This is a genomic window from Nostoc sp. CALU 546, assembly GCF_048836525.1.
The window spans coordinates 79,745-104,588 of sequence record NZ_JAWJTF010000014.1; the positions used below are offsets into that span (position 1 = coordinate 79,745).

22 protein-coding genes and 2 tRNA genes are annotated in these 24,844 nt (G+C 43.3%); 9 read left to right on the forward strand and 15 right to left on the reverse strand.

The window, feature by feature from the left end; translation table 11 throughout:
- Positions 1–447: 447 nt before the first annotated feature.
- On the forward strand, positions 448–720 hold the full coding sequence (locus RRG12_RS09805; RefSeq protein WP_069068373.1) for a hypothetical protein: 273 nt from the start codon (positions 448–450) through the stop codon (positions 718–720).
- Between the two features lie 222 nt (positions 721–942).
- On the opposite strand, the gene RRG12_RS09810 is transcribed toward RRG12_RS09805, so the two are convergent.
- On the reverse strand, positions 943–1,152 hold the full coding sequence (locus RRG12_RS09810; RefSeq protein ID WP_069068374.1) for a CopG family transcriptional regulator: 210 nt from the start codon (positions 1,150–1,152) through the stop codon (positions 943–945).
- A gap of 260 nt (positions 1,153–1,412) precedes the next feature.
- Between RRG12_RS09810 and RRG12_RS09815 the strand changes: the two genes are divergently transcribed.
- Positions 1,413–1,562: a hypothetical protein gene (locus RRG12_RS09815; protein WP_420759127.1), complete on the forward strand. Its 150-nt coding sequence runs from the start codon at positions 1,413–1,415 to the stop codon at positions 1,560–1,562.
- A 471-nt stretch (positions 1,563–2,033) separates the two neighbouring features.
- Here the strand turns inward: RRG12_RS09815 and RRG12_RS09820 are convergent.
- The 4 genes from RRG12_RS09820 to RRG12_RS09835 form a co-directional block, all read right to left on the reverse strand.
- Positions 2,034–2,107 (reverse strand) — tRNA-Pro (locus RRG12_RS09820).
- Positions 2,108–2,157: 50 nt separating this feature from the next.
- Positions 2,158–2,523 (reverse strand): DUF1818 family protein, encoded by a 366-nt coding sequence (locus tag RRG12_RS09825; RefSeq protein ID WP_420759128.1) that lies wholly within the window; start codon positions 2,521–2,523, stop codon positions 2,158–2,160.
- 28 nt (positions 2,524–2,551) lie between these two features.
- Entirely contained in the window at positions 2,552–3,172 is a 621-nt protein-coding gene (locus RRG12_RS09830) for a hypothetical protein (protein ID WP_420759129.1), read from the reverse strand.
- Positions 3,173–3,274: 102 nt separating this feature from the next.
- Positions 3,275–3,511, reverse strand: a complete 237-nt coding sequence (locus tag RRG12_RS09835; RefSeq protein WP_069068377.1) for a DNA-directed RNA polymerase subunit omega — start codon at positions 3,509–3,511, stop codon at positions 3,275–3,277.
- A 161-nt stretch (positions 3,512–3,672) separates the two neighbouring features.
- On the opposite strand from RRG12_RS09835, the gene RRG12_RS09840 reads away from it, so the two are divergent.
- The gene (locus tag RRG12_RS09840) at positions 3,673–4,092 is read left to right on the forward strand and encodes a fasciclin domain-containing protein (RefSeq protein ID WP_420759130.1); all 420 of its coding nucleotides are present in this window, start codon (positions 3,673–3,675) and stop codon (positions 4,090–4,092) included.
- 106 nt (positions 4,093–4,198) lie between these two features.
- Here RRG12_RS09840 and RRG12_RS09845 read toward each other — a convergent pair whose 3' ends face one another.
- Entirely contained in the window at positions 4,199–5,665 is a 1,467-nt protein-coding gene (locus RRG12_RS09845; protein ID WP_420759131.1) for a glycoside hydrolase family 13 protein, read from the reverse strand.
- A 701-nt stretch (positions 5,666–6,366) separates the two neighbouring features.
- Here RRG12_RS09845 and RRG12_RS09850 point away from each other — a divergent pair.
- From RRG12_RS09850 to RRG12_RS09870, 5 genes are all read left to right on the forward strand, one after another.
- On the forward strand, positions 6,367–8,094 hold the full coding sequence (locus tag RRG12_RS09850; protein WP_069068380.1) for a S8 family peptidase: 1,728 nt from the start codon (positions 6,367–6,369) through the stop codon (positions 8,092–8,094).
- Positions 8,095–8,209: 115 nt separating this feature from the next.
- Positions 8,210–8,509 (forward strand): hypothetical protein, encoded by a 300-nt coding sequence (locus RRG12_RS09855; RefSeq protein ID WP_069068381.1) that lies wholly within the window; start codon positions 8,210–8,212, stop codon positions 8,507–8,509.
- Between the two features lie 226 nt (positions 8,510–8,735).
- The gene (locus RRG12_RS09860; RefSeq protein ID WP_420759132.1) at positions 8,736–10,025 is read left to right on the forward strand and encodes a glucose-1-phosphate adenylyltransferase; all 1,290 of its coding nucleotides are present in this window, start codon (positions 8,736–8,738) and stop codon (positions 10,023–10,025) included.
- Positions 10,026–10,117: 92 nt separating this feature from the next.
- Complete coding sequence (locus RRG12_RS09865; protein ID WP_420759133.1) at positions 10,118–10,627, forward strand: AAA family ATPase; 510 nt, start codon at positions 10,118–10,120, stop codon at positions 10,625–10,627.
- A 119-nt stretch (positions 10,628–10,746) separates the two neighbouring features.
- Positions 10,747–11,754 carry a DnaJ C-terminal domain-containing protein gene (locus tag RRG12_RS09870; protein WP_420759134.1) on the forward strand — a complete coding sequence of 336 codons (1,008 nt, stop codon included), beginning with the start codon at positions 10,747–10,749 and terminating at the stop codon, positions 11,752–11,754.
- Between the two features lie 73 nt (positions 11,755–11,827).
- Here the strand turns inward: RRG12_RS09870 and RRG12_RS09875 are convergent, their stop codons facing one another.
- From RRG12_RS09875 to RRG12_RS09885, 3 genes are all read right to left on the reverse strand, one after another.
- On the reverse strand, positions 11,828–12,493 hold the full coding sequence (locus tag RRG12_RS09875) for a glutathione S-transferase family protein (RefSeq protein WP_420759135.1): 666 nt from the start codon (positions 12,491–12,493) through the stop codon (positions 11,828–11,830).
- Between the two features lie 182 nt (positions 12,494–12,675).
- Complete coding sequence (locus RRG12_RS09880) at positions 12,676–13,212, reverse strand: peroxiredoxin family protein (protein ID WP_069068386.1); 537 nt, start codon at positions 13,210–13,212, stop codon at positions 12,676–12,678.
- A gap of 202 nt (positions 13,213–13,414) precedes the next feature.
- A complete protein-coding gene (locus RRG12_RS09885; protein ID WP_069068387.1) occupies positions 13,415–14,026 on the reverse strand; it encodes a peroxiredoxin in 612 nt (203 codons plus the stop codon).
- Positions 14,027–14,157: 131 nt separating this feature from the next.
- Here RRG12_RS09885 and RRG12_RS09890 point away from each other — a divergent pair, with 131 nt between their 5' ends.
- Complete coding sequence (locus RRG12_RS09890) at positions 14,158–16,326, forward strand: amylo-alpha-1,6-glucosidase (protein ID WP_420759136.1); 2,169 nt, start codon at positions 14,158–14,160, stop codon at positions 16,324–16,326.
- Between the two features lie 69 nt (positions 16,327–16,395).
- Here the strand turns inward: RRG12_RS09890 and RRG12_RS09895 are convergent.
- The 6 genes from RRG12_RS09895 to RRG12_RS09920 all read right to left on the reverse strand — a co-directional run bounded on the left by RRG12_RS09895 (position 16,396) and on the right by RRG12_RS09920 (position 24,797).
- A tRNA-Met gene (locus RRG12_RS09895) sits at positions 16,396–16,469 on the reverse strand.
- Positions 16,470–16,635: 166 nt separating this feature from the next.
- A complete protein-coding gene (locus RRG12_RS09900) occupies positions 16,636–18,930 on the reverse strand; it encodes a peptidoglycan DD-metalloendopeptidase family protein (protein ID WP_420759137.1) in 2,295 nt (764 codons plus the stop codon).
- Between the two features lie 800 nt (positions 18,931–19,730).
- Positions 19,731–20,192, reverse strand: a complete 462-nt coding sequence (locus RRG12_RS09905) for a tRNA (cytidine(34)-2'-O)-methyltransferase (protein WP_069068390.1) — start codon at positions 20,190–20,192, stop codon at positions 19,731–19,733.
- 415 nt (positions 20,193–20,607) lie between these two features.
- Entirely contained in the window at positions 20,608–21,747 is a 1,140-nt protein-coding gene (gene gshA / locus RRG12_RS09910) for a glutamate--cysteine ligase (protein ID WP_420759138.1), read from the reverse strand.
- 278 nt (positions 21,748–22,025) lie between these two features.
- Positions 22,026–23,855: a hypothetical protein gene (locus tag RRG12_RS09915; protein WP_420759139.1), complete on the reverse strand. Its 1,830-nt coding sequence runs from the start codon at positions 23,853–23,855 to the stop codon at positions 22,026–22,028.
- A gap of 63 nt (positions 23,856–23,918) precedes the next feature.
- Entirely contained in the window at positions 23,919–24,797 is an 879-nt protein-coding gene (locus tag RRG12_RS09920; RefSeq protein WP_420759140.1) for a bile acid:sodium symporter family protein, read from the reverse strand.
- Positions 24,798–24,844 lie beyond the last annotated feature (47 nt).

The following is a 24,844-nucleotide window of genomic DNA, read 5'->3' on the forward strand; positions in this document are numbered from 1 at the left end:
CTATTGCCTGTCTACGCAAATTCGTTCAGAAATCAAAGCGGATTCCTATATTTGATACAATTGCTCCAACGTGCATTAATGCGATAACAAATATATTGGCAGTTTTCGTGTGACTATGCCTCTCGATATAGTCATATATGAATATGCTTTACCGCTCGAATCTCAGCAATTAGATGCTTGGAAATAGACTTGCTTAAATGTTTTAATGTTATTAAATAATCTAAAATTATTAGAAGCTGTTTGAAAAGTGGTTAACTGTGATTTCAGGAACTTATTGATCCCTCTGAGAAATCCTTCAAAAAGGGTAACGGAATCAAATTTACGGGGAATTGAGGGATATATAAGTTTTACTACTGATGAGATGACTTTTAAAACATCCTCTGCTCAATAAGCCATCCGGTAATTTTTTTAGATTAATAACCTTTAGCTCAGTGGCAAGTTTAAATAATGGAAAATACATTAGTTGATAAAACCTTCCGTGACAGCAATGGCAATATTGTTTTGGCACAGATGCCAAATTTACCGCTTATTGTTTGGGTAGTATCTAGTTTACTAGCTCTAATTGTTACAAGTGGCAAAATTAATACAGTATTAGAAGTACTGGCAAATGGCTCCTTATTTACTTGGGCGTGGCTGGAATTATTTCAAGGCGTTAATTATTTTCGGAGAGCGCTAGGTCTTGCCGTATTTATTGGTATTATCGTATCAAAAATTCAGTAGTTATAACGGACTAAGCAACTAAGCCAAATTATTGATATATGTATAGGAATCCGATTTGATTCCTGAACTTACTTGCGTAGGAACAGGAATGCCTAACTATATTACAAACCAAGATGGATGGATTATTGAATGCCAGATTGGAACAGACAACTCGATTTGGTCATAATTTTGCCAAGATTTCGCGTAATCAAAAAAACGACCGTCCAGAATATTCATCTTGACTCATTTTTGAAGCCTAGCTAATTCTGAAACTTCAGAATATGGTGACTTTTCAGATACTTCCGCATTCTGAACCTCTAAAGAACGCAGCAATTCCCGAATCACATCAGTAGCGGGTCTTCCTGTTTTTGCACAGTATTCTTCTAGTTTCTGCGCTTCTGTTGACGTGAGATTTACTGTCAGTCGTTTGACAGCCCATTTTTTATTGACCATTTACTTTTACTATTGCTATATTGCTCCTCGTAGAGAAAATTATACCTTTGTTTCTAAGTCTATCCTAATGTGGGTTTTAGCCTATTTAGAGGGCATCAATCTGGATTCCCAGATAATTGACGAAACTTCGACCTTCAACTATTGTTTGTAGTTTCTACACTGTTTTTTCTAGCCGTTTCCCCGTTATTTGCTATTTTTACTGAATTACACAAATCGTGGTGACAACCTCTCTCTTCAGATGTTATTCCAGAAGCCCAGCGGTGAAAGCAGAATTATTAGAAGATAGTTTGCAGACATGGGTACGCCCCACAGAACTTACAACTACCTCAAGTTCAGATAAATACATTTGCGATCGCACCACTAATCTTACTCGATCACCTGCTTTATCTGTGGTGCTTTTCCAGTACTAGCTTGTGCCAAAGGAGCATCTTGGGCGTTCTAGCGTATGAGTAAGTTATGGTTATCGCGGAAGGCAGGAGGAAAACTGCCCGACGCTCCTCTCCTGAGCTACCGCTGCGCTATCTGTAACAGCCAGCGACCATAGGGTCTTGGGTTTAAGACAAGAACTCCAAATTTTATTGTTTTGTGGCTCTTTTTCAGGAGGGGTTTGAATCCCATAAGTGAAAAAACCTCCTGCCTGCTGCCCCTGCCTCCTGCCTGCTGCCCCCTGCCTCCTGCCTCCTGCCTCCTGCCTCCTGCCCCCTTCAACGCGATCGCTGTTGTTGGAGTGGCTAAAAAAAAGTAACCTATAAGGTAAATGAAGGATGTTATATTTTGTGTAGCAAGTAATTGGTATGGTTATATCAAGTTTTTCAGCTAAAAAGCCATGAAAAAACCCGCCAGTTCTTTTAAAAAGACTAGCAGGTATGGCTTATCATCAATCGGAGCGGCGGGATTCGAACCCACGACCTCCACTACCCCAAAGTGGCGCGCTACCAAGCTGCGCTACGCCCCGGTCAGAATTACTATCATATAGCAAAACTCCAGGATAATCAAGAGGTAAATTTAAAAAACCTTCAGCATCCCAGTAGCTTGCAGTAAATCTGGAACAGCAGAAGCATCCCATTTACCCTCTACACATCGCCCTGTATTCAAGATGAAGCGCAAACTGTAAGCATGAGGAAAGCCTTCTACCTCCATCCATAATAAATCGCTTTCGGCTTCACAAGCAATTTTTTCCTCTTCCATTAATTCAGTTGCGAGTTGCTTCATGGTGTCTGCTAGCTGGGCTAATAGACGGCAAAAATCATTCAATTCAGCTTCGCTTAACTCAATTGCCCAATCATCTGTACCGACTAAACCTTTAAATTCAAATGCATCAGGGTTCCACCCAATACGCCAACCAAATCCGCTTTTGACAACGCGTTCCATAAAAAGTTAGGAATTAATAACTCTCTCGTTATCTTAGTAAGTCGGCACCTCCCCCTTGGGATGGCTGTGGGGTAGTTGATCTACTAGGACTCGGTGCGATATTGGGGCTAGGAGATAGGGTATTTTGGGCAGTAGGATTAAATATATTCACTAATACTTGTATTAGAGCATCTCGCTGGCTGCGAGTGAGACTTGTGATGGTTTTGCGATCGCCTTCTAGAGGATTTTCCCGCAGTGAATCATTCCCTGGATAGCTAGCATCATACATAATTTCATTCGCACCCAGGTAATCAGCTAAAGTCAGCTTCCAATCCAACCGATAAATTGGGGCCCGCCCTTTGGTATAAATATGATATCTAATCAGGCGATTTACCAGGGTGTTGTTTTCGGCAACTTTCCCATTTTCTTTGCTGATATACTTATTTTCCCGTGGGAAATCTGGCAATTGCTGATATACCACCTGCCAAACATCGCTAGGAGTGATTCTCTGCGCGTATGCAGGTTGGATACTAAATAAATTTCTATGGATTGATTTGCCCGTTCCTGAACCCAAAAGGATTACACCTACTACCATTAAGGCAAAGAGTAGTGAATGCGGAGTTCCAAGTTTTGAGAGTATTGATCTAGGTAGAAGTTTTTTCTTTTTCATAAAACGATATTTTGAAATGAGAGTGCTATCTCACTGCATTTTCACTCAGCACTGGCTCAACCCTAGCTATTCGCTAACAGCACTCTCAACTCAGAACTATTTCTATAGTTCGCCGATAATTTCTGGCTGAGTCAACTCATCGGACATTTCAATAATTGCCCTTAGCACTGGCTTCATCATCGCATCTTCGTTACTCTCAAAGTCTTCATAACGCCGACGTTTAGCACGATTTGCCACCTGAACCGTAATGCGGTAACGATTTGAGGCTGCACTAATCAGATCCTCAGAACGGTGCATAATCTGAGATTGAGTTGTCTCGAACTTAGAACGCTTTAGCATAATCAGTGGTTTTTGGGGTCATTCCCCAGTGTAGCAGTACTGATAAATCTACTGCTGTGTGTTTAATTGCTAGCAACCTCTCTCTTGATAGAGGTTGAGAGTGTTTTTGTCACTATAAATTACTTATAAATAATATTACCTGACTAAAGTCACACATCCTTATGGCTGACCTTGTGGAAACTGCTGTCAACGCGGGAAACTTGAATACCCTGGTGAAGGCTGCTAAAGCTGCAAATCTCATAGAAATTTTGAAAAGTCCTGGTTCTTTCACACTATTTGCACCAACTGACGAAGCCTTTGCCAAGCTGCCAAAGGGAACTTTAGATTCGCTACTACAAGATATCCCCAAGCTAAAGAAAATTGTGGCGTATCATATCGTTAGCGGGGATGTTCGGTCTGATGACTTGGTACAGATTAATGAGGCAGAGACGCTTGAGGGATCAATTGTAGCGATTGAATCTGCCGACGGTAAATTTAAGGTGAATAACGCCAATGTCCTCAAAACAGATATTCTGACAGACAATGGCGTGATCCATATTATTGATGCGGTGTTGATGCCTGCAATGGTAGCAGGGAAGTAGGGGTATTGGGTATTGGGTATTGGGTATTGGGCATTGGTGCTGAGGAGAGGAATTTTCACCCTGCTTCTTTCCCAGTTCCCAGTCCCCAGTCCCCAGTCCCCAATCCTCAGTCCTCAGTCCCCAGGATGCACCCACTGCGTGCAGGAACAGTCAACGACAACTGCTGAGTTTCTCCTTGACTATTCCACTCAACTTCAGCAGTGCCATATAACAGTTTGTTGGGTTGAGTACGCAAACTGGCGATATCTGCATTTGCTGTTGCCGAACTTGTGCCAGCGTTGACGGCAATTATCAACTCCTCTGTTCCCAAAGTTCGCGCAAAGATATAAAGTTGTCCTTGAGCATAGAGGACTTGGTAATCACCTGTACGCAAGGCTGTGTAAGTGTGGCGGAGGGCAATTAATTGACGGTGAGTATTGAAAATTTCTTGATTCCATTTACTCTCTAAAGGAAAGCCACGGCGCGAGTCGGGATCTATGCCACCAGGTAAACCAACTTCATCACCATAGTAAATACTAGGGGCACCAGGAAAGGTGAGTAGCAGTAGAGTTGACAATTCCACACTGGCTATATCGTCGCCTGCAATGGTCATCAATCGGGCTGTATCGTGACTAGCGAGTAAATTGAGTTGAGTTAGCTGAATTTCCCACGGGTAAAGTTGCAGTACTTCCTGAATCTTGGTGGCGTACTCGGCGGCAAATAAGGGTGGATAAGGTTGATAGTCACGGCTTTGGACTTGTTCTAAGACTACGCGATCGCCAGCTGTAAAGGCAATTGTTGGCCCGGTAAATAGATAATTCATCACCCCGTCAAATTGTGTCCCATCCAACCACTGGCGGGAATCTCCCCACACTTCGCCCACAATGTAAGCTTCGGGATTGATGGCTTTAGTGCGATCGCGAAATTCCTGCCAAAAACCAGGAGTTTTTATTTCAAATGGTACATCTAACCGCCAACCGTCGATGCCGAATTTAATCCAATATTCGGCAATCTCCATAATGTATTCCCGCACTTCTGGATTGTCGTGGTTAAATTCTGGTAAAGCACGATTTCCAGCCCAACCCCCGTAATTGGCAGGTAAATCACCAGTGTACGGTGCTAAAGGCCAGCCTTCAATTTTGAACCAATTTACCCAAGGGGAATGGGGCCCATTCTCTAAAACGTCATGGAAAAAGAAAAACCCCCGGCTGGAATGGTTAAACACCCCATCCAGAACGACTTTGATATTCCGTTGATGGGCTGCATCGAGCAATTCTTTAAAAGCTTCGTTGCCCCCTAACATCGGGTCAACTTGGTAATAATCGTGGGTATGATAGCGATGATTGCTGGCGGATTGAAAAATGGGTGTGAAGTAAATCGCGTTAACCCCCAAATCCTGGATGTAGTCTAAACCCTCCATGATCCCCCATAAATCGCCGCCTTTATAACCCTGGAGAGTTGGCATAGCGTCCCAATCTTCCCAACGGGCTTCGTGCAACAGCCGTTTGCGTGGCTTTTTGCTTCTGGCAAAGCGATCTGGGAAGATTTGGTAGAAAACAGCGTGCTTCACCCAGTCTGGTGTTTGAATTTGCATGAATAACTCTTTGTACGTTCAGAAGCGATCGTTGCAAATATTAGCTTCTTTATGGCTCTTACTTATGATAGAGAATCTGTAATTTGTCATTTGTCATTTGTCATTTGTCATTAGGAAAATAACTGACATACTGCACCTCCCATTCCCCATTTTCCATGCCCCATGCCCCTTTTTATTTTCTTCACTTTGTCCGTAATTATTTAGGCAGACAGTGGATTAGTTTAATAGCTTCATAAAAATTACCTGTTACCCCAGTTTTGGGTAATTCTTAGATGCAGCTGCTCAAAGATGTCTCATGAGCTACAGCAAACCACTATCAAGGAGACATAATTCAGGAATATGAGTTATTTTAGCAATTGTCTTAGAGGTTGTTTGAAAAGTATTTCGCTGTGACTTTAGGCACTTTAGATCCCCCCTAACCCCCCTTTTTAAGGGGGGAACCGGAATCAAAGTCCCCCTTTTGAAGGGGGATTTAGGGGGATCTAAAATTTTTGATACCGACAAGAGGACTTTTCAAACATCCTCTTAGGAAGAACTTACCGCCTCCTAAGCTTATTTGATGTTATCTATGAAAAAAAATAGATAACTATAGTCGCATCAAATAATCAAGCCATCAAGGCTAAAAAACTACGATCTAGAGCGGCTGATCTTACTAAAATCACTACTTTGCTTTCAGTAAATAAATTTAATTTGAGGTAACAATGAGACACGAAAAACTTTCTCCCGGTCTACTGTTGGCATTTCAAGACTATCAACATGAAGGAAATCAAGCTTTAGTTACACACAAGCGATCGCTCGGCATCATTGCCCACAAAAGTCCAGTCAAACCCACTAAGAGCGTCGTTTTTATCTACTGCGACCCTGATGCAGACTTAAGTTACTTATCACAATATAATATAGAAGTCAATCAAAATTCTGGAAGTGTGCGAACAGCTTTTTTACCATTAGATAGTTTAGATGTCTTATCTGAAGAAGATGTGATTCAGCGAATTAAGCCATCACGCAAACTTCATTTGAGGATGGACACTGCACTAGAAAAAGTCAAACTACCGGAGTTCAAAAATCAAACTGGATTGACTGGTAAAGGAGTAATCATCGGCATTATAGACAGTGGCATTGATCCGAAACACCCCGCATTTGCTGGACGAATTTTACATATTTGGGATCAAACACTGCCAGGCCCAGGAGTCACAGAGGGCGGCTATGGGGCTGAATTTACGGGAGCGCAACTGACAGTTTCTCAGGATACTAGCGGTCATGGTACTCACGTTGCTGGAATTGCCGCCGGTGCTGATGCTAGCTATGGCGGTGTAGCACCAGAAGCGGAATTAGTTGTCGTCAGGTCAGATTTACAGGATGCCCACATTGCTGATGGCGTCCGCTACATTTTCCGAATTGCTAGAGAGTTGGGACGCCCAGCAGTAGTAAATCTTAGCTTGGGTGGACATGCTGATGCCCATGACGGTAGTGATTCACTCTCAAAAGTCATTGACGCTGAAACTGGCCCTGGAAAAATTGTTTGCTGTGCTGCGGGTAATGAAGGAAACGATAACATTCATGGACAAGCGACGATACCCAGTGGACGCACCCGTGGTATCCGCTTTAATGTTCCTTTGAATCAAGTAGGCATAGTTTGGTTAAATGCTTGGTATGCCAAAGACAGCGAATTGGAAGTGTCTGTGCGGAGTCCTAACGGTTTTGTCACCCCCTTCCAAAAAATCATTGCTGACGGTAATGCCGCCCAAGATTATCAGTTACCAGATGCACGGGTACAATTAGCGACACCAGGGCCAGATCAAGCCAACAGCGACCATAATTTCTTTGTGCAAATACGCGGTATTGGCCCCTCGCAAGTAATGGGAGGTGTTTGGCAGCTACGAGTCCGCAACACTTCTTCAACTGATGCACGTTTAGATGTGTGGACACTAGATGACACTTCGTCAGTGTTTTTCACAGGTAAAAGCGTGAAGGATGCGGTAAAAATTGGTTCACCAGGAGCCGCCAGCAGTGCAATTACAGTTGCCGCCTATACAACTAAAACCAGATATACAGATATTGATAACCAAGTGCGAGAAATGGGCTTAGAATTACATACTATTTCGGAATTTAGTAGTGAAGGCCCACTACGGAATGATGGACAAAAGCCCGATGTAGCAGCACCAGGAGCAATGATTATTTCTACGCTTTCCGCCGATGCAAATTTTGACCGCTCATCGATGATTAATTCCAAGTTTGTGGTGCAGGCTGGTACGAGTATGGCGACACCATTTGTTAGTGGGTTAGTGGCACTGCTGTTGCAGCGCGATCCCAAACTCGATCCGGCTACTGTAAAAGACTTGCTACGTAAAAATAGTGCCATTCCCGGAAAACCCCCAGGCACATTTGATGACAAATGGGGTTATGGAGTGATTAACGCTTTAAATCTGTAATTAGACTGAGGAAGGTGGATATTATTTCTGTACAAGGATAGGCAACAATAACCTATAAATTTGATAGGTTAGGGTAGGCAATTTTATGCCTACCCTCTTTACTAAGGAGTTGCTGATGAATTATCAGAAACTAGATGCCGCTCTTGCTACAGCGCTGAATGATGTTCAAGACCCAGAAGAGACTAGTTTAGGGGTTTTCATCCATACTGAACCAATTTTAGATTCTGCTGCGATCGCTGTTTTAGAAAGTTTGGGCGTTAATGATGTTACTAGTGGCAAAGATATTTTCACAGCAACACTGTCAGCAAATGCTATTTCCCAGTTGTCAGAGGAATCTTGGGTGAAGTATTTGAAGCGATCGCAGCAATTGCGTTTGGTAAGTGCGAGGAAAAGTTTCGGTAGTTTCAATGTTTGATAACAATTCTTTGTTTATTTGTCGGGTGTAGCTTTTATCGGAGGTGTTGGCGCTGCGATCGCCCCAATTCTTTATCCCAATGAATACAAATGTTCTATATTTCTACTTATTACACTACCAGCATTCTGTAAAATTCATTCCAAAGAATCAGATGATCCCCCTTACCTGTGGTGGCAGACAGTCCTAAACTGAGAGTGAGAGTTGAAAGGCAGCTGGGAGAAATTTTGTGAAAAAAGTTTTATCGATCATTCTTGGTGGTGGCGCGGGTACTCGACTTTACCCACTAACCAAACTCCGCGCTAAACCGGCAGTACCAGTGGCGGGGAAGTACCGCTTAATCGATATCCCTGTCAGTAATTGCATAAATTCCGAAATATTCAAAATCTACGTCCTGACACAATTCAACTCAGCTTCCCTGAATCGCCATATCGCCCGTACCTACAACTTTACTGGCTTTAATGAGGGGTTTGTGGAAGTGTTGGCTGCACAGCAAACACCAGAAAACCCTAATTGGTTCCAAGGGACTGCGGATGCTGTACGTCAGTACCTATGGTTAATGGAAGAATGGGATGCAGAGGAATATCTGATCCTCTCTGGTGATCACCTCTACCGCATGGACTATCGCCAGTTTATCCAACGTCATAGAGAGACGGGGGCTGATATTACTCTCTCAGTTATCCCCATAGACGAGCGCCGCGCCTCAGATTTTGGTTTGATGAAAATCGATGACTCCGGTAGGATCATTGACTTTAGCGAAAAACCCAAAGGTGAAGCTTTAATCAAAATGCGCGTTGATACAAGCGTACTGGGATTATCAAAAGAACAAGCCCAGCAACAGCCTTACATTGCCTCAATGGGGATTTATGTCTTTAAAAAAGAGGTTTTGTTCAAGTTATTAAGAGAGGCTGTAGAAAGAACTGATTTCGGCAAAGAAATTATTCCTGATGCCTCTAAAGATTACAATGTTCAAGCTTATCTATTTGATGACTACTGGGAAGATATTGGAACAATTGAGGCATTTTATCATGCTAACTTAGCGCTGACTCAGCAACCCCAGCCACCATTTAGTTTCTACGATGAAAAAGCACCAATTTATACCCGCGCTCGTTACTTACCTCCAAGTAAACTTTTAGATTGCCACGTAACAGAATCAATTATCGGCGAAGGTTGCATTTTGAAAAATTGCCGCATTCAACATTCAGTATTGGGAGTGCGATCGCGAATTGAATCTGGCTGCATCATCGAAGAATCTTTGCTCATGGGTGCAGATTTTTACCAAGCTTCTGTGGAACGCCAATGCAACGTAGAAAAAGGTGACATTCCTGTAGGTATTGGTACTGACTCGATTATTCGCGGTGCGATCATCGATAAAAACGCCAGTATCGGTCACGATGTCAAAATTATCAATAAAGATAACGTGCAAGAAGCTGACCGCGAAGGTCAAGGTTTCTACATCCGCAGTGGCATCGTCGTTGTGCTGAAAAATGCTGTAATTCCCGATGGAACAATCATTTAGTCATTAGTCATTAGTCATTAGTCATTAGTCATTAGTTACAAGCAACAAAAGTTACAAGCAACAAAGAACAAAGGACAAAGGACAAATGACAAATGACTAAACTTTTTTTGTTGATTGGTCTTCCAGGTAGCGGTAAGTCAACTTTGACAAAACAATTACTGGCAGAATGCCCCCAGATGTCGCTGATTTCTACGGATGTCATCCGGGGGCAATTATTTGGTTCCCAAGCCGTTCAGGGGCCGTGGCTGCTGATTTGGCGCGAAATTGAGCGGCAATTTCAGCAAGCTATTTCCACCGAGAATAAAGCTATTTTCGACGCCACCAACGCCCAGCGCCGCCATCGTCGTGAGGTCATTGCTTTAGCTCGTAATTTGGGCTTTAGCCAGATTACGGGAATTTGGGTTGACACACCAGTTTGGCTGTGTTTGGCACGTAATAAAAGGCGATCGCGCCGGGTTCCAGAAGAAATTATTTTGCGGATGCACCGCCAACTCCGGGATGCTCCCCCAAGCCTAGAAGAAGGACTAGATAACCTGATCCGCTTATCAGAAAAATCAGAGTACGGAAATTGCGATCGCTTGATGAGCGAGAACCACACTTGATTTTATATATTTTTTGTTAATTTAAAATCAGATTCTTTTGTTTGGCACTATACCAGACAAATTAAACGTCTCTCATCTTAAAAAAAAACATAACGGGAATTTCTATAGGAGGCTGGTAGATGGCTGCAACCGACTTCAAGGACTATTACGCTATTTTGGGAGTTAGTAAAACTGCCAGTCCAGAGGAAATTAAACAAGCTTTTCGTAAACTAGCCCGCAAATATCACCCTGATGTCAACCCAAACAACAAACAGGCAGAAGCACGCTTCAAAGAAGTTAGCGAAGCCTACGAAGTTGTATCAGACGCAGATAAACGCAAAAAATACGACCAATTCGGTCAATATTGGAAACAAGCTGGTGAAGGTTTCCCATCTGGCGGTGTTGGTGCCGATATGGGTAACTTTGACTTCAGTCAATACGGTAATTTTGATGAGTTCATTAATGAGTTGCTAGGACGCTTTGGTGGTGCTGCTCCTCGTGGTGGGCGACAAAGTTACTCACAAAGTTACTCTCCCCGTAATCCTACAGGTGCGCCAAGTGGTTTTGGCGGCTTTAACGATTTTGGGTTTCAAGATGCAGGTGCAGGTACTAACCAGGATAGTGAAGCTGCGATCGCTCTAACTTTTGCTGAAGCATTTAATGGTGTGCAAAAGCGGTTCAGTTTAGGTAACGAAACAATAGATGTCCGCATCCCATCTGGTTCTAAAACTGGTACTCGCCTGCGCGTGCGGGGCAAAGGTCAAATCAACCCCATGACTCAACAACGTGGGGATTTATACTTAAAAGTTGAACTTCAGCCGCACTCGTTCTTCCAAATGGAAGGCGATAACTTGATGTGCGAAGTGGCAATCACACCAGATGAAGCTACTTTGGGAGCATCTATTGATGTACCCACTCCCGATGGTTCAGTTAATGTCAAGCTACCAGCAGGGGTGCGTTCTGGTCAATCTCTGCGTTTACGTGGCAAAGGTTGGCCTCTCGCCAAGGGTGGACGCGGCGATCAGTTGGTGAAGGTGGCGATCGTTCCACCAAAAGACCTCAGCCAACAAGAACGGGAATATTATGAAAAAATCCGCGCTATACGTACTTATAATCCCCGTAGTCATTTGAACCAAGTCAGGCTGTGAATATTTTGGATTTGTAGGGACGCATTAGTAAAGCAGCAGGAAGTGCAGCTTCGCGTCTCTACTGCTGATGACTTCACCCTGAATTTTGCTGCGCTATTCTCGCCGCCATGACAGACTTAAAAGCTTCCATTGCTTCCGGTGTAGTCTCGGTAGTTTGCCACGATGGACGTACAATTAAGCGATCGCGCCAAGCCTTTAATTTTGGATATTCACTCAAAGATATGCCTACCATTGGCATCAAAGGTACTACAGTCCCAGCCACAACTTCGGTGAGAGTGAGGTTTTGACTACCAAAGTAAGGGCGATCATCTAATAAATTTTCAAAAAACTTCAGCACTGTTGAAATTTTCTGCTTCGCTTGCTCAATTTTTTCTGGATCTGCTCCAGGAAATCCTAATATTTGAGGTAAAAACGTGGTGGTTGCTGGCAAAAGCTCATTCACTGTTACCAGTTGTACCATGCGTGCGATCGCTAAATCCTTGGCATCTTTAGGCAACATCGCAGGTGTAGGGTATTTTGCCTCTAAATAGTCCAGAATTGCTAAAGATTCCACTACATTAAAGCCATCATCTACCAAAACTGGAATGTGATGGAAAGGGTTAATTGCTAAAAAATCTGGTTTAAATTGCTCCCCATTCAGTTTTATCTCTACCAATTCAAACTCAAGTCCTTTTTCCAGCAGAGTAATCCAGACGCGGCGCGAGTTGGGAGAAATTGGCGCGTGATAAAGTGTCAGCATTAGAAAACCTCACAGCTTTATAAGTAGGCGGAACATTGCCAATCTTACACCTTATACTCCAATACGGTTCGGTTAAGGTTGTTTAATGAAAATTTTAGATCCCAAAGACACGATAAATCGCCGCCAAGACAAAAGATTGATTATTGTAGAGACGGCGATTCATCGCGTCTCTTACCTTAGATTCAATTAAATTGTTCTAACAATGTCTCAACGCTAGCATTGTGATCCAAAAAAGAAAATAAATGCCAGTAACGGAGTTTTCCATCTTTATCTAATACAAACTGTGCTGGCAAAGGCGCTCCCAGTGCTTGTCCTACTTGATAAGTACGAAATACTCGACAGCTAGGATCACTCAATAACGGCATTTTTAAGCCTAAATCTTTCACAACTATTTGACTCTGCCGTTCATCGGTACTAGTAATCATTAAAACTTCGATGCCGCGATTTTTGAATTGTTCGTAGTTTTCATTTAAAGCTTTAATGTGAGGAAAACAAAAGGGACAATATTGTTTTTCAGTAAAGATCCGAGTAAAGGCAATTAACACTGGTTGCTTGCCTTTATAATCAGACAATTTTACTAATGTTCCGTTGGTAATATCTGGCAATTGAAAGTCTGGTGTTCCTACTCCCAATCTGAGTTGATTTGTCGCTGGAATTGGTAAAAAATTACGAAAAAATCGCTCATTTAATAAGCCGCTAAAATCAGTTGAGGTAAGCATAATAAGATTTTGAATGTTGAATTTTGGATTCTTAAAAAAGAATTTAACAAAAACTTATTCAATTAAAAAGTATTTTATGAAAAAACCACAGATAGATACGGAGGTTGACATTTTTTAATGTATATCTCTGTTTATCTGTGGTTTTCATTGGTTTCGCTCTCAACTCCAAAAGGCCAGATTAGAGTTTGCTAGCTAGGGAAATTTAGACAGCAGAGAAGTAAACTTTAGACTTCACTGGGTCAGGGTTCATTGTCTTGTCACCAGGTTGCCAACCAGCTGGGCAAACTTCATCGGGGTGAGACTGAACATACTGAATTGCTTGTAATGTCCGCAGGGTTTCATCAACGCTGCGACCAAAAGCTAGGTTGTTGATGGTGGCGTGCTGTATGATACCATCTTTATCGATGATGAACAGACCACGCAAGGCAATGCCAGCAGCAGGGTCAAGAACGTTGTAAGCGGCGCTAATCTCTTTCTTGATGTCGGAGACTAGAGGATAATTTAGGTCGCCGACGCCACCAGACTTACGATCAGTTTGAATCCAAGCGAGGTGGGAGAATTCACTGTCAACGGAAGCCCCAAGGACTTCTGTATTGATTTTCTTGAATTCTTCGTAGCGATCGCTAAATGCTGTGATTTCAGTGGGACAAACAAAGGTAAAGTCTAGTGGGTAGAAAAACAGGACGACATACTTACCGCGATAATCGGAAAGTTTGATTGTCTTAAATTCCTGGTCTACCACAGCCGTTGCTGTGAAATCGGGAGCTTGCTGACCAACGCGGAGGCTTCCTTCGGTTCCGTAAGTAAGGGACATTAACCTAATTCTCCTTTATCGGTTTAGTAGCGTTGGAATTTGGGTTAAGTAAAACTCACCCATCCACGCTCTCACAGTTTAATTACGATCTGTTACGACTATATCATACTCATAACGATTTTGAGTAGCAAATGTCTGATTTAGATACAAGAGAATGGTTGCTCACCAATGGCTTGGGAAGTTTTGCCAGTGGTACGGTTTCTGGTGTCCGCACCCGCACTTATCATGGTTGGCTGTTTGCCGCTACAAATCCACCCTCTGGGCGGACTCTGTTGTTTTCGCACCTAGAAGCTAGCTTAGAAGTATTAGGGAAAGTTGTGGCACTGGGGACAAATTTTTGGGGTAACGGTCAGATTGAGCCGACAGGCTACAAACTGCTACGCTGCTTTGATACTAACCCAGTTCCAAAATGGACTTGGGGACAAGATAACTGGCAGTTAACCAGACAATTGCTGATGCCCTATGGCTTGGTGGGGACTGGGGACTGGGGAAGAAGCAAGGGAGCAGGGAGCAGAGAGCAGGGTGAAAATTTCTCTCCTCAGCACCCCACACCCCGCCCCTCTAATGCCCAATGCCCAATGCCCAATGCCGCCCATGCCCAATTTTGCCATAGGACTTTAATCCAGTATCGCTACGATGGAACTGAAACAGCGATTTTACGGTTGCGATTGTTGATAGCAGAACGTGACTTTCACCACCAGCAGACTGCTAGTGAAGAATTAAAGTTTTCACAATTGCTAGGGCAACAGCAAGTCTGTCTACAAGCAATCAATTCTGGGCGCTTCGGTATACCTTGGCACTTGCGCTGGACACAAGGAAATTATCAACCAGATGCAGTTTGGTATTGGCATTATGGATTGTCTGAGGAGACGAAACGGGGATTAGGCGACAAGGAAGACCTTTATAGTCCTGGTTACTTGATAGTCACACTCCAACCAGGAGATGCTGTGACTCTAGAAGCACGAGTAGGTTTTCCTGACTCGGTGTCAGGTGTTCTCACCCCCAAAACCTTTGCAGAAGCCGTGGAGGCAGAGCAAGCAAGGCTCTCACAGATTTTTGGATGGAGTGAGGGAGGGATTGGGGTAAAGTTTTCCAGTACTCAATTCCCAATCCCTAATCCCCAGTCCCCAGTCCCCAATACCCACTCCCCAATCTGGCAACAACTACTCAAAGCAAGCGATCAGTTTATCGTCTATCGAGCCTCAATTGCAGGCCCCACAGTCATTACTGGTTATCACTGGTTTAATGACTGGGGACGTAATACATTAATCGCCTTACCGGGGTTAGCACTAGTTCCCCAGCGCTTTGATTTGGCAAAAGGAGTATTGCGGACTTTTGGGCATTATTGTCGCCAAGGTTTGATTCCTAATGTATTTCCTGATATCAATGGTGAACCAATTTATAACAGTATCGATGCGGCGTTGTGGTGGGTTGAAACTTTAGGACTTTATTTAGAAGCCACCCAAGACTGGGAATTTTTGGCAGAGCAATTCCCCATAGTACAGCAAATCTACAAAGCATTTGTTGGTGGGACACATTTTCATATCCAAGTTGATGCTACTGATGGGCTAATTAATTGGGATGCTCGTGGTGTAGCCCTCACTTGGATGGATGTGGTAATCGATTCACACCCCGTCACTCACCGTCACGGGAAGCCAGTGGAAATCAATGCGCTGTGGTATTCTGCTTTATGTTGGCTGAGTCATTGGGCAGAGCGCTTGAGCCAACTTGATTTTGGTGAGCCAGTGCGTCTCACCAAGCAAGCACAGCGTTATGCTCAACAAGCGCAACACGTGAAAACCTCGCTGCAAAAGTTCTGGAATCCTCAGTTGGGCTATTTGTACGATACTATTGAGCCGGACGATCGCCGGAATTTTCAAGTTCGTCCCAATGCCGTTTTGGCGCTGTCGCTCCACCATTGCGCCTTTTCTGCACAACAAGGGTGTCAAGTACTAGATTTGGCAACTATCAGCTTACTCACCCCCTATGGTCTTCGCAGCCTCGATCCAGGAGATCCCGAATACAAGGGGAGATATGAAGGTAATCAAGAGCAACGCGATCGCGCTTATCATCAAGGCACTGTTTGGGCTTGGCTAATTGGGCCATATATTCGGGCTTGGCAACGTTTTTACCCGCAACAATCGCTGCCTTTTGATTGGCAACCTCTGCTAGAGCATTTCTTATATGACGCTTGTCTTGGTTCTATTTCTGAGATTTTTGATGGCGATTTACCTCACACACCCAGAGGTGCGATCGCTCAAGCTTGGTCAGTTGCCGAAGTAATCCGCCACATTAAATAATGCTAGGTTCTGAGTGCTGACTATAAAAAATAGCTATAGTTCACGACTCATTACTTATAAATTTTTAAATGGCTCAGGTCGGAGTTGAACCAACGACCCCAGGCTTATGAGTCCCGTGCTCTAACCAACTGAGCTACTGAGCCAGATTCATTCAAGTCATTTACTAATGTAGCATACAACCTTGCTCAAGACTAGACCCTTTTGCAATTTTGTTAGAACTTCCATTCTGGTTGAGGTCATACAAAGCAAAAGAGGGAGTTTACCTCCCTCAACTAACAAGGCAATAATTTAGTTACAGACAGCCAAGATTTACAGGCGATCCGGTAACATAGCGATTGGGTTAACAGCACCCTTGCCTGATTTATGGATTTCAAAGTGGGTGTGTGGGCCAGTACTATGACCAGTGCTACCCATTAAAGCAATTGTTTCTCCTTGATTCACCTGCTGACCTGCTTGCACCAGAATTTTGCTGTTATGAGCATAGCGAGTCGTGCTGCCATCAGGATGGCGGATTTCGACAAGGTTGCCGTAACCACCTTTGTTCCAACCAGCTTTTTCTATTGTCCCCTCAGCTGAGGCGACAACTGGCGTACCAGTGGAGTTGGCAACGTCAATTCCTTTGTGCATTCTACCCCAACGCCAGCCATAACCAGAGGTGAGAGTACCCTTTGCTGGCCATGTGTAAGCTATGGTTGAGGAAGATGGAGGAGGAGTGAGTTCGTCAATGGGTCTGGGCAGATATTGATCCACTGCTGCCAAAGGCGGTAGTATCTGTGGAGAAACGGTGGTTCCCCGCATCTTTCCTAAGGAGTCAGAGGAATTTATTCTTCCAGCAGGCGTTGCAACTCTTGTTGGAGATGGAGTGCGAGTGGGAGTCCACTGGCTAGCAGAACCTAGATTAGGCAAGAACTCAGGGTTTACTGCCTCGTTAGGGCGTACAGTAGTCCGGAATTGGGTCTTGATTGGTTGAGCGCTATAGTTAGCCCGAATCGGTGTCGGAACTGGAATTGGTATCGCTACACTATTCGGTCGAGGAGCAGAGTTCGGTACGGGGAAATTATTGGGGGTAGAAATAGGAGTGAGCATCGCAGCATTATTAGTTTCGGTAGCTGCTGCTGGCACAACTAAGTTTCCAGACTGTTGAGCGCGATATTTCTGCTGTAACCTCTGGATTTCCGCTTGTAAGCCCCGCAAACGATCATTATTGCTATTGTTTCCCCTTGCTACCCTATTTGCTGCTGTTTTAGGCTGTTGCATTTCGGCAAAAGCCTGTGGCACTGGAATGTCACCACCAACGCCATAAGAGCTAACAGTGGGGGGTGCTGTTTCTAATTCGGTCGCACTATTTGCCTGAATCTGAACAGTTACCGGTGTAGGGACGGCAACGCTACTGTTGTCGGCAATGGTTGGCGATGGTGAACTAGGTAGGTATGAGTTGGCACTACCAATATTCACAGGGGAGGTAGCTACTTTTGGAGTTTTGCTGGACTCTACAAAAGTGGGCTTAGTGGCTACAGTTGCTTCAACTTGAACAGCAGGAATAACTAGTTTTTGACTAATTTGCAGTTCATTTGGATTATTAAGGTTATTTGCCTTAACTATTTCTGATACTGAAGTGTTGTATCTGCTGGCGATCGCTGCTAGTGTATCTCCAGGCTTCACTTCGTAAGCAGTTCGAGGCGAAGATGCAATAACTGTTGGTGTAACTGGTACTGGTACACTTGCACTAGTTTGTGTCTTCTGTTTTAACCTCGATATCAGGTTCGCTTTGCTGGTATCGTCAGAAGTATCCGATTGGGCTAATACAGTCTTCTCAACTACAGTTGTTGGCTGCGCTAATTCTATATCAGCTTGTGATAAATTTTCGCTTTCCCCAGACCGCAACTGTGCCAGACTCTTTCTTAAACGGTTCGATTTTTCTTGTAATCGATTTAGTGCGAACTCTTGTTGTGCCTTAAGTTGTGCATTTATTTCACTGTTGACTGCGCCAGCTGTTGCCACTGTTTGTGGCTCGGCAGTTAGTGATGCATTTGTACTACCAAAACCATCAGTACTAGAGTCAGACAGATTATTAACTGTTGGGAAACTAGTTTCGGCTAAGGTATTGTTCAATCCCTGTGCCACTTGAGGCTTCAGGTAAGGGGAATTTTTATAATCAGCTGTTGCTTGGGAAAACGTTTCTGATGCAGGAACTTGCAAAGACATTCCACTTGCGGCAACTTGCCATTTAGCTTCAAGCCCAGGCACTTGTGAGACTGCCGTTGGTTCCACGATTACAGGACTTTCCGGCACGCTCGCTGATGAGACTGCTTGGGACTCCAGCTTTGTGGAGGCGAATTTCACCTCAGTGTCAGGAACAACAGGAATAGCTGAGGTTGCCTTTTGGCTGCCTACTGGCACTGCTGCTTGGGCTTGATCGCTTTGTCGAGTCACCAAAAGGCTGGTTGCTCCCATCGAGATTGCCAAGCCAATCATGGCGGCTTTTGTCCGCACCCGGCGGTTAACTTTTGGATTCATCACATTTAGCAGTTCTACCGGGGCATCATCGCTGTTGGGGGTATTGTTCAACACAGCTTTTACTCTCTTTTTTAATGCTCGTTTCAAAGACGACCTCCTATGATCACTAGCGCTTAACTGACCTCGATTTTTCAGTTGGATACTAGTCAATGATTTAGATCACAACAAATGATAGATCAAGATCACATTCACCAGAGATGCTTACGCAAGATTAACCTGCTTCTCTGATTTAGACAAGTTTACACGTGTTAGCAAAACTTAAAATTTGCTGTGTTTACTTGTCCGAACCACTCCTAACACCACTTAGGACGTTTTACTCCTTACCATTGTCCGCGCTTGTCTTGCGTCAATCGCGGGGACTGGACAAACAAACTATTTGCCAAGTCCATAGTCGCTGCTGAGAATCAAATTGCTGCCTGCGACTTCTGGAAAATTGATGCCCCCTGCTGTAGATATCTTCAAGATATTTCTACCCAATCCGTCTTCTCAACACGAGACTTTACGTTGATTATTCCCTAAAAAACAACCGTATTAACTATCGGCTACTTTTTGGCTGCTTTCTGCCGTTCACTGAGCCAAAATAGCTCAAATGTAAGACATGACTGGATTTTAGCGCATTTGTTCCCAAATTTAGGATGTTTCAAATTCATCAAAATCTATCATTCAAATTTGGCAATACCCCAAGTTTTATATACAAATTTCTTATAATAACCTTCCTTTGTTTGTAAGTATCTTCCACTACATTTTGGTAATAAACCTAATTTTCGGTATATTGTTTTACATATTATTACAGTAAACAAGAAAATTTTTGCCGCCAATAATAAATCGTCTAATAGATTCCGGGACGGATTCTAAGTAAATATACTTACGAGTATAAAGGTAATTAACTATTGTAAATAGCCTAACTGACGACGGGTTTCAAATAAGCCAATTGCCACACTTACCGACAGATTCAAGCTGCGAACCCCCGGTTGGCTCATGGGAATATACAGAGTAGCATCGCAATCTGAAAGAATTGCTGGTGGTAAACCCGTGGTTTCACTACCAAACAACAGCCAATCATCAGCTTGAAACTGAAAGTTTACATAATTACAACTTCCACCAACTGTATAACCCAGCCATCTACCTCCACGCTCCTGATGTAATGTTTTAAAGGCTTCTAGGGATTCGTGATAGTGTAGCTTGACATAAGGCCAGTAATCTAAGCCCGCTCTTTTGAGGTAGCGATCGCTAATTTCAAATCCCAAAGGCCCCACCAAATGCAATTCTGTACCTGTAGCTGCACAAGTACGAGCAATATTACCTGTATTAGGAGGGATTTGGGGGTTAACTAAAACTACCTGAGGCATTGTCCGTATAATTTACGTATTGTATAAAACAATCTATTGTCAATGTTAAATCTACCAAAAGGTAGAGGTGATTCATAGGTTTTGTTAATAATAATCAAGCATCGTCCATCGATTAGATTTTTAAAACGAAGCGCAAACCCTCCCAGAGCAATGCCTGAGAGGATATTTGGCTAAAATCAGGAAATGTTAAGTTTTGTGTAGAAAAAGTAATTACTTATGTCTTTTAGGGCTGGTAGTCTCTCCAAGAGAATCTACCATTTGTATGAAGACGGGAGTAGTAGTGAGGAGTAGGGGAAGATCAGGGACAATCAGGGGAGCAGAGGGCAGGGGAGAATAAAAATTACCTCTTTCTCTTTCTCCTCTGCTCCCTCTGCCTCTTTTCAATGCCCAATGCCCCATGCCCAATTCCCTTGACTTAAGCCAGCAGAGACGAACACAATTTGTCTTCGAGTTCGATTTCGCGCTCTTGAGTGGCGATAATAGCCTGAGTGATGACGCGTTGGCTATCAAAACCGACTGCGTGTAATTGCAACCACTGTTGAGCTTCATTACCTTCGCGGAGGATTTTGTGCAAAGGGGAAAGGAAACAGCTAAAGCCTCGTTGTTTTGCGATCGCCCAAACATCTTGGTACATTTCAGAAATCCAATCTCTGGCTAGGATATTTCTGCCATCTTGCCAATGCCTCAACTGAGCATCAAGACTACCAGCAGCAGATGCAGCTTCGTTCTCAGCAGTCAAGGTGACGAGTTCTTCAGCAGAAAAGGTACTTTGGATTAATGGATCGATACTAGGATTTTCGATTACTTGCAACAAACGCGCTTCTAATAAAGCAGTAATCGCTAGCAAGGCAATGGGATCTGTGACTAAATCACAAATTCGCAATTCTAGGCGATTCAAGTCGTGGGGACGGCGATCGCCATTTGGCCGTACTGATGCCCACAAATGCCGCACATTTTGCATGGTTCCGGCAACGAGTTGATCTTCCACCCACTGAATATGATCGGCGTGGCTGGCAAATAACGGCACATGGCTAGGCGTTTGTGGGAAGACGCCCCAACGGGTGGAGTGATAGCCAGTAGCTTTGCTATCAAGGAAGGGAGATGAGGCGCTGAGGGCGAGAAATAGAGGTGCTTCCATGCGGATCACGCGACACGCCCGCATTAATACTTCTGGATCGCTGATGCCTATATTGATGTGTACGCTAGCGGTAACTACTTTCGTCCCGTAGGTGTTCTCAATGTAGTCATGATAGGGGTTTGCTGGATCGGAACGGAGAAAGCGATCGCTCCCACCCAAAGATAAAGTACTCCCTGGTATTAAGGTGTAATCGCCCAAACGATTGAGGTAGTTTCGTAACTCCCGCCGAGGACGCAGCAAGGCACACAATAAATTTTCGTAATTATGGGATGGTTGGGTTATATACTCGACGTTGCGGCTATCTGGTTCGCGCATAAATCCATCCAAAGCCGCAACAATTTTGTCGGAGAGACCGACGATTTCACCTTGAGGCGTGCCAGTGTACATCTCAATCTCAAAGCCTTTTAATAAGACCACCTTGTTCTCCTCGGCTCTCTCTACCTATAAATTGTATCGAATAAGACGAATCTCTGGATCTATCTTTCAGTTAATCAAAGGTTAAGAATCATTTAATTGCCAACTCAGGCCAAATCAGGATGACAGATTTCTGGGCTGTCTTCCGAATTATTACTATTTAAGTATGAAAAATATCCTAGTACAACACGGCAGAAATAAACCAATCATTCCCGAAACACTTATACTGTATTCATTTTTAATTTTTAATTTTTAATTCCGCCTTGCGGTACTAGTGTGGGTTAAGGGCGGTACAAAATAAAATCATTGCGTGAATCACTCTCTTGAACAATCTTGAGACGTATAAACTGCGCCCATACTTCATCAGTAAGTAAATTTAAAGCAGTTTTGGGATTGTTAATTGCGATCGCGCCGATAACTTTACGCCATCCCTGTTGCAATAATTCAATAAAAGTTTCTTCAATAGAAACCTGATTCAGCAACGAAAGTGCAGTTTTCAAACTTGCTGAATCAGCTTGTATATTCTTGGACTTTAACCCTTGAAGTGCCACATTTAACCACACGGGTAGAAGTTCTAGCCAGTTGTTTTGCTGTATTTCTTTGAGCGCAATATCTTCCATACCTAGCGAACCCCACACACATAAAGTCTCTACAGCTAGTTGATAATCGCGGTTTTCTAGAGCATTTTGCCATAAATTTTGAGCGTAATTTTGGAAGCGATTCGCGAGAAATTCATACGCTTCTTGGACTTGATGGGGAATTGTAATTTTATAAACTGACTCGCCTCGTGGTAAATAATCGCCGCGATAAGATAGCCAGTTATGAGATCCGCAAAGATGGATTTGTTTATCAACTATTACTTCTTTAACATGGGAGTCTCCCAACCAAAAAACCTGTACGGATGGTAAACCATCAGGTGTTTTGATCGCTCGAAGTTTTTTCTCTACTTCTGGTGGAATGGGTTTATCTTCATCTTGTCGCCGTGCAATTCCATGTCCAATTAAAATCCAAACTCCGCGATTAGCTAATTTCTGTAACAAAGTTAGAAATTTTTCATTGACTACTGCCTGATTCACCCAAGGAGAATAGATTATAACTTGACTTTTAGCCGAATTTAAAACTTCTGAAAAAGCTTGGCTAATTTGTTCATCGCGTAACTGTACGGCTTCACCTAGCACTTTAGATTTATCTATTTTATCACTAGCTTTAGCAGCAATCTCTAGCGCTTTTTGACGAATACTTTCGAGTCTAGATTCTATTTCAGTATTTTTCTGCTTGAGAATGGCTTCACGTTCAAAATTTATGGCTTCGGTTGACAATTTACATAATGCTTGCAAAGAAATTTTTCCTTCATTATGTAGCACTTCTAACCAATTGGATGCTGACTCTAAAATTTGCTTTCCATTTCTTATTTGAATGCTCAATTTATCTTCAAGGGCATCGAAGATAACGAAAAGCGATATCTTTCTCCAAATTTTTTGAGTCGAAGCAAGCACTTTACAGGAAGTGACGATTTTTCCCTCTTCTGGTAAATGAAGTGCTAAACCTGAAGCTTGAATATTTTTTTGTATTTTCTCAAGTGGTAAGGAAGCAATATCAGCAATTGTATTATCAATAGTTATAAAGTCTGCCAAATCAGGCAAATTTATCACTGTTTCATTTAAAGATTCAGATTGAAAGGTAATCTTGTCGCTTAAAGGGTCTGTAATGGCGTTGATTTGTATAGGATATGGTGGCTGTGGCACAGATCCTTTTTCATAAAATGAGCGACCTTCAGGAGTAACTGTTAGTGGCGATGTTGGTGATAAAGTTTGTAATGAACGAAGAGTTGCAGTAGTAGTTTTAATAAATACAGAATCAAGCCCAAGTACAGAGGCTAATTCATCTTCTGTTGGTGGAGGTTGGAATTCAATAGCAGCGCGGATGATAAATTCTTCGAGGACGTTAAACTGGCGGGGTTCCTTGATATTTAGTTCTACAGGAGTTTGACGCAAGCTATAGCGAAATTGACGCGCTGCTAAAACTGATAAACTAGGACTTTGTGCTTCAATTTCGTCTACAAAATTCTTGAGATTGTCATCAATTGGTTTAGTAGAAGAGGTGAAAAACATTAACGAAATAAGATGAGACAATTTAATTTGTACAAATACTTGTAAGCCATGAGGCAAACTACTTTATGCTTTCAACAAGCCTTGACGACGACTAGCCCACCAAGCAAATCCAGCACCAGTGAAAAACATTAGCAGACCATAAATTGCCCCAGGAATGGCCATTGTGGGAGTATTCAGCAGCGTAGGTGTAGAAGCGATCGCGATCGCTAGAGTCCCATTTTGAATTCCTACTTCTACTGTAATTGCCGTAACGCGTTTTTCTCCTAAGCGGGTTAAAGTCGCGATCGCAAAACCTAAAGCCATTGCAACCACATTCAAAACCAGAGTTGCCAAGCCCACATCTATTACGTAAGAAACAAAATTATTCCGTTCTCGCAGCAGCACTCCAGTAATTACCACCGCCAGGAAAAATAAAGACAGCCACTTCACTGGTTTATCTGCCTTGTCTGCCAATCCGGGTGCATACCGCTTGGCTATCATCCCAATTGCTATAGGTAGAAGTGTAATCACTGCAATCTGCAACACAGTGTTTAAGAAAGGTAACTGTAGCGTTGTTCCTTCCCCCAAAAATCTCTGCATTGACAAATTTACTACCAGAGGAATCGTAAAAACCGTAATGAAACTACTAATAGCTGTTAGCGTCACAGAAAGAGCAACATCACCCCCGGCCAAAAACGTAATCATATTAGAAGTAGCGCCACCGGGACAGGCTGCTAAAATCATCACACCTACTGCTAATTGTGGTTCAAGGGGAAACACCGACGCAATGCCAAAGCCCACAATCGGCAACATGATCAACTGGGCCACCAAGCCAATCACCACCGCTTTGGGATAGATTACAACTCGCTTGAAGTCCTCTAGGGTCAAGGTTAACCCCATGCCTAACATGATAATAAATAGAGCTAGGGGCAGAAAAACAGCCGTCAGAAAATTTGCTTCCATCCTTAACCCGCGTTGGTAACAATAAAAGTGCCTCTGGATTGTACCGT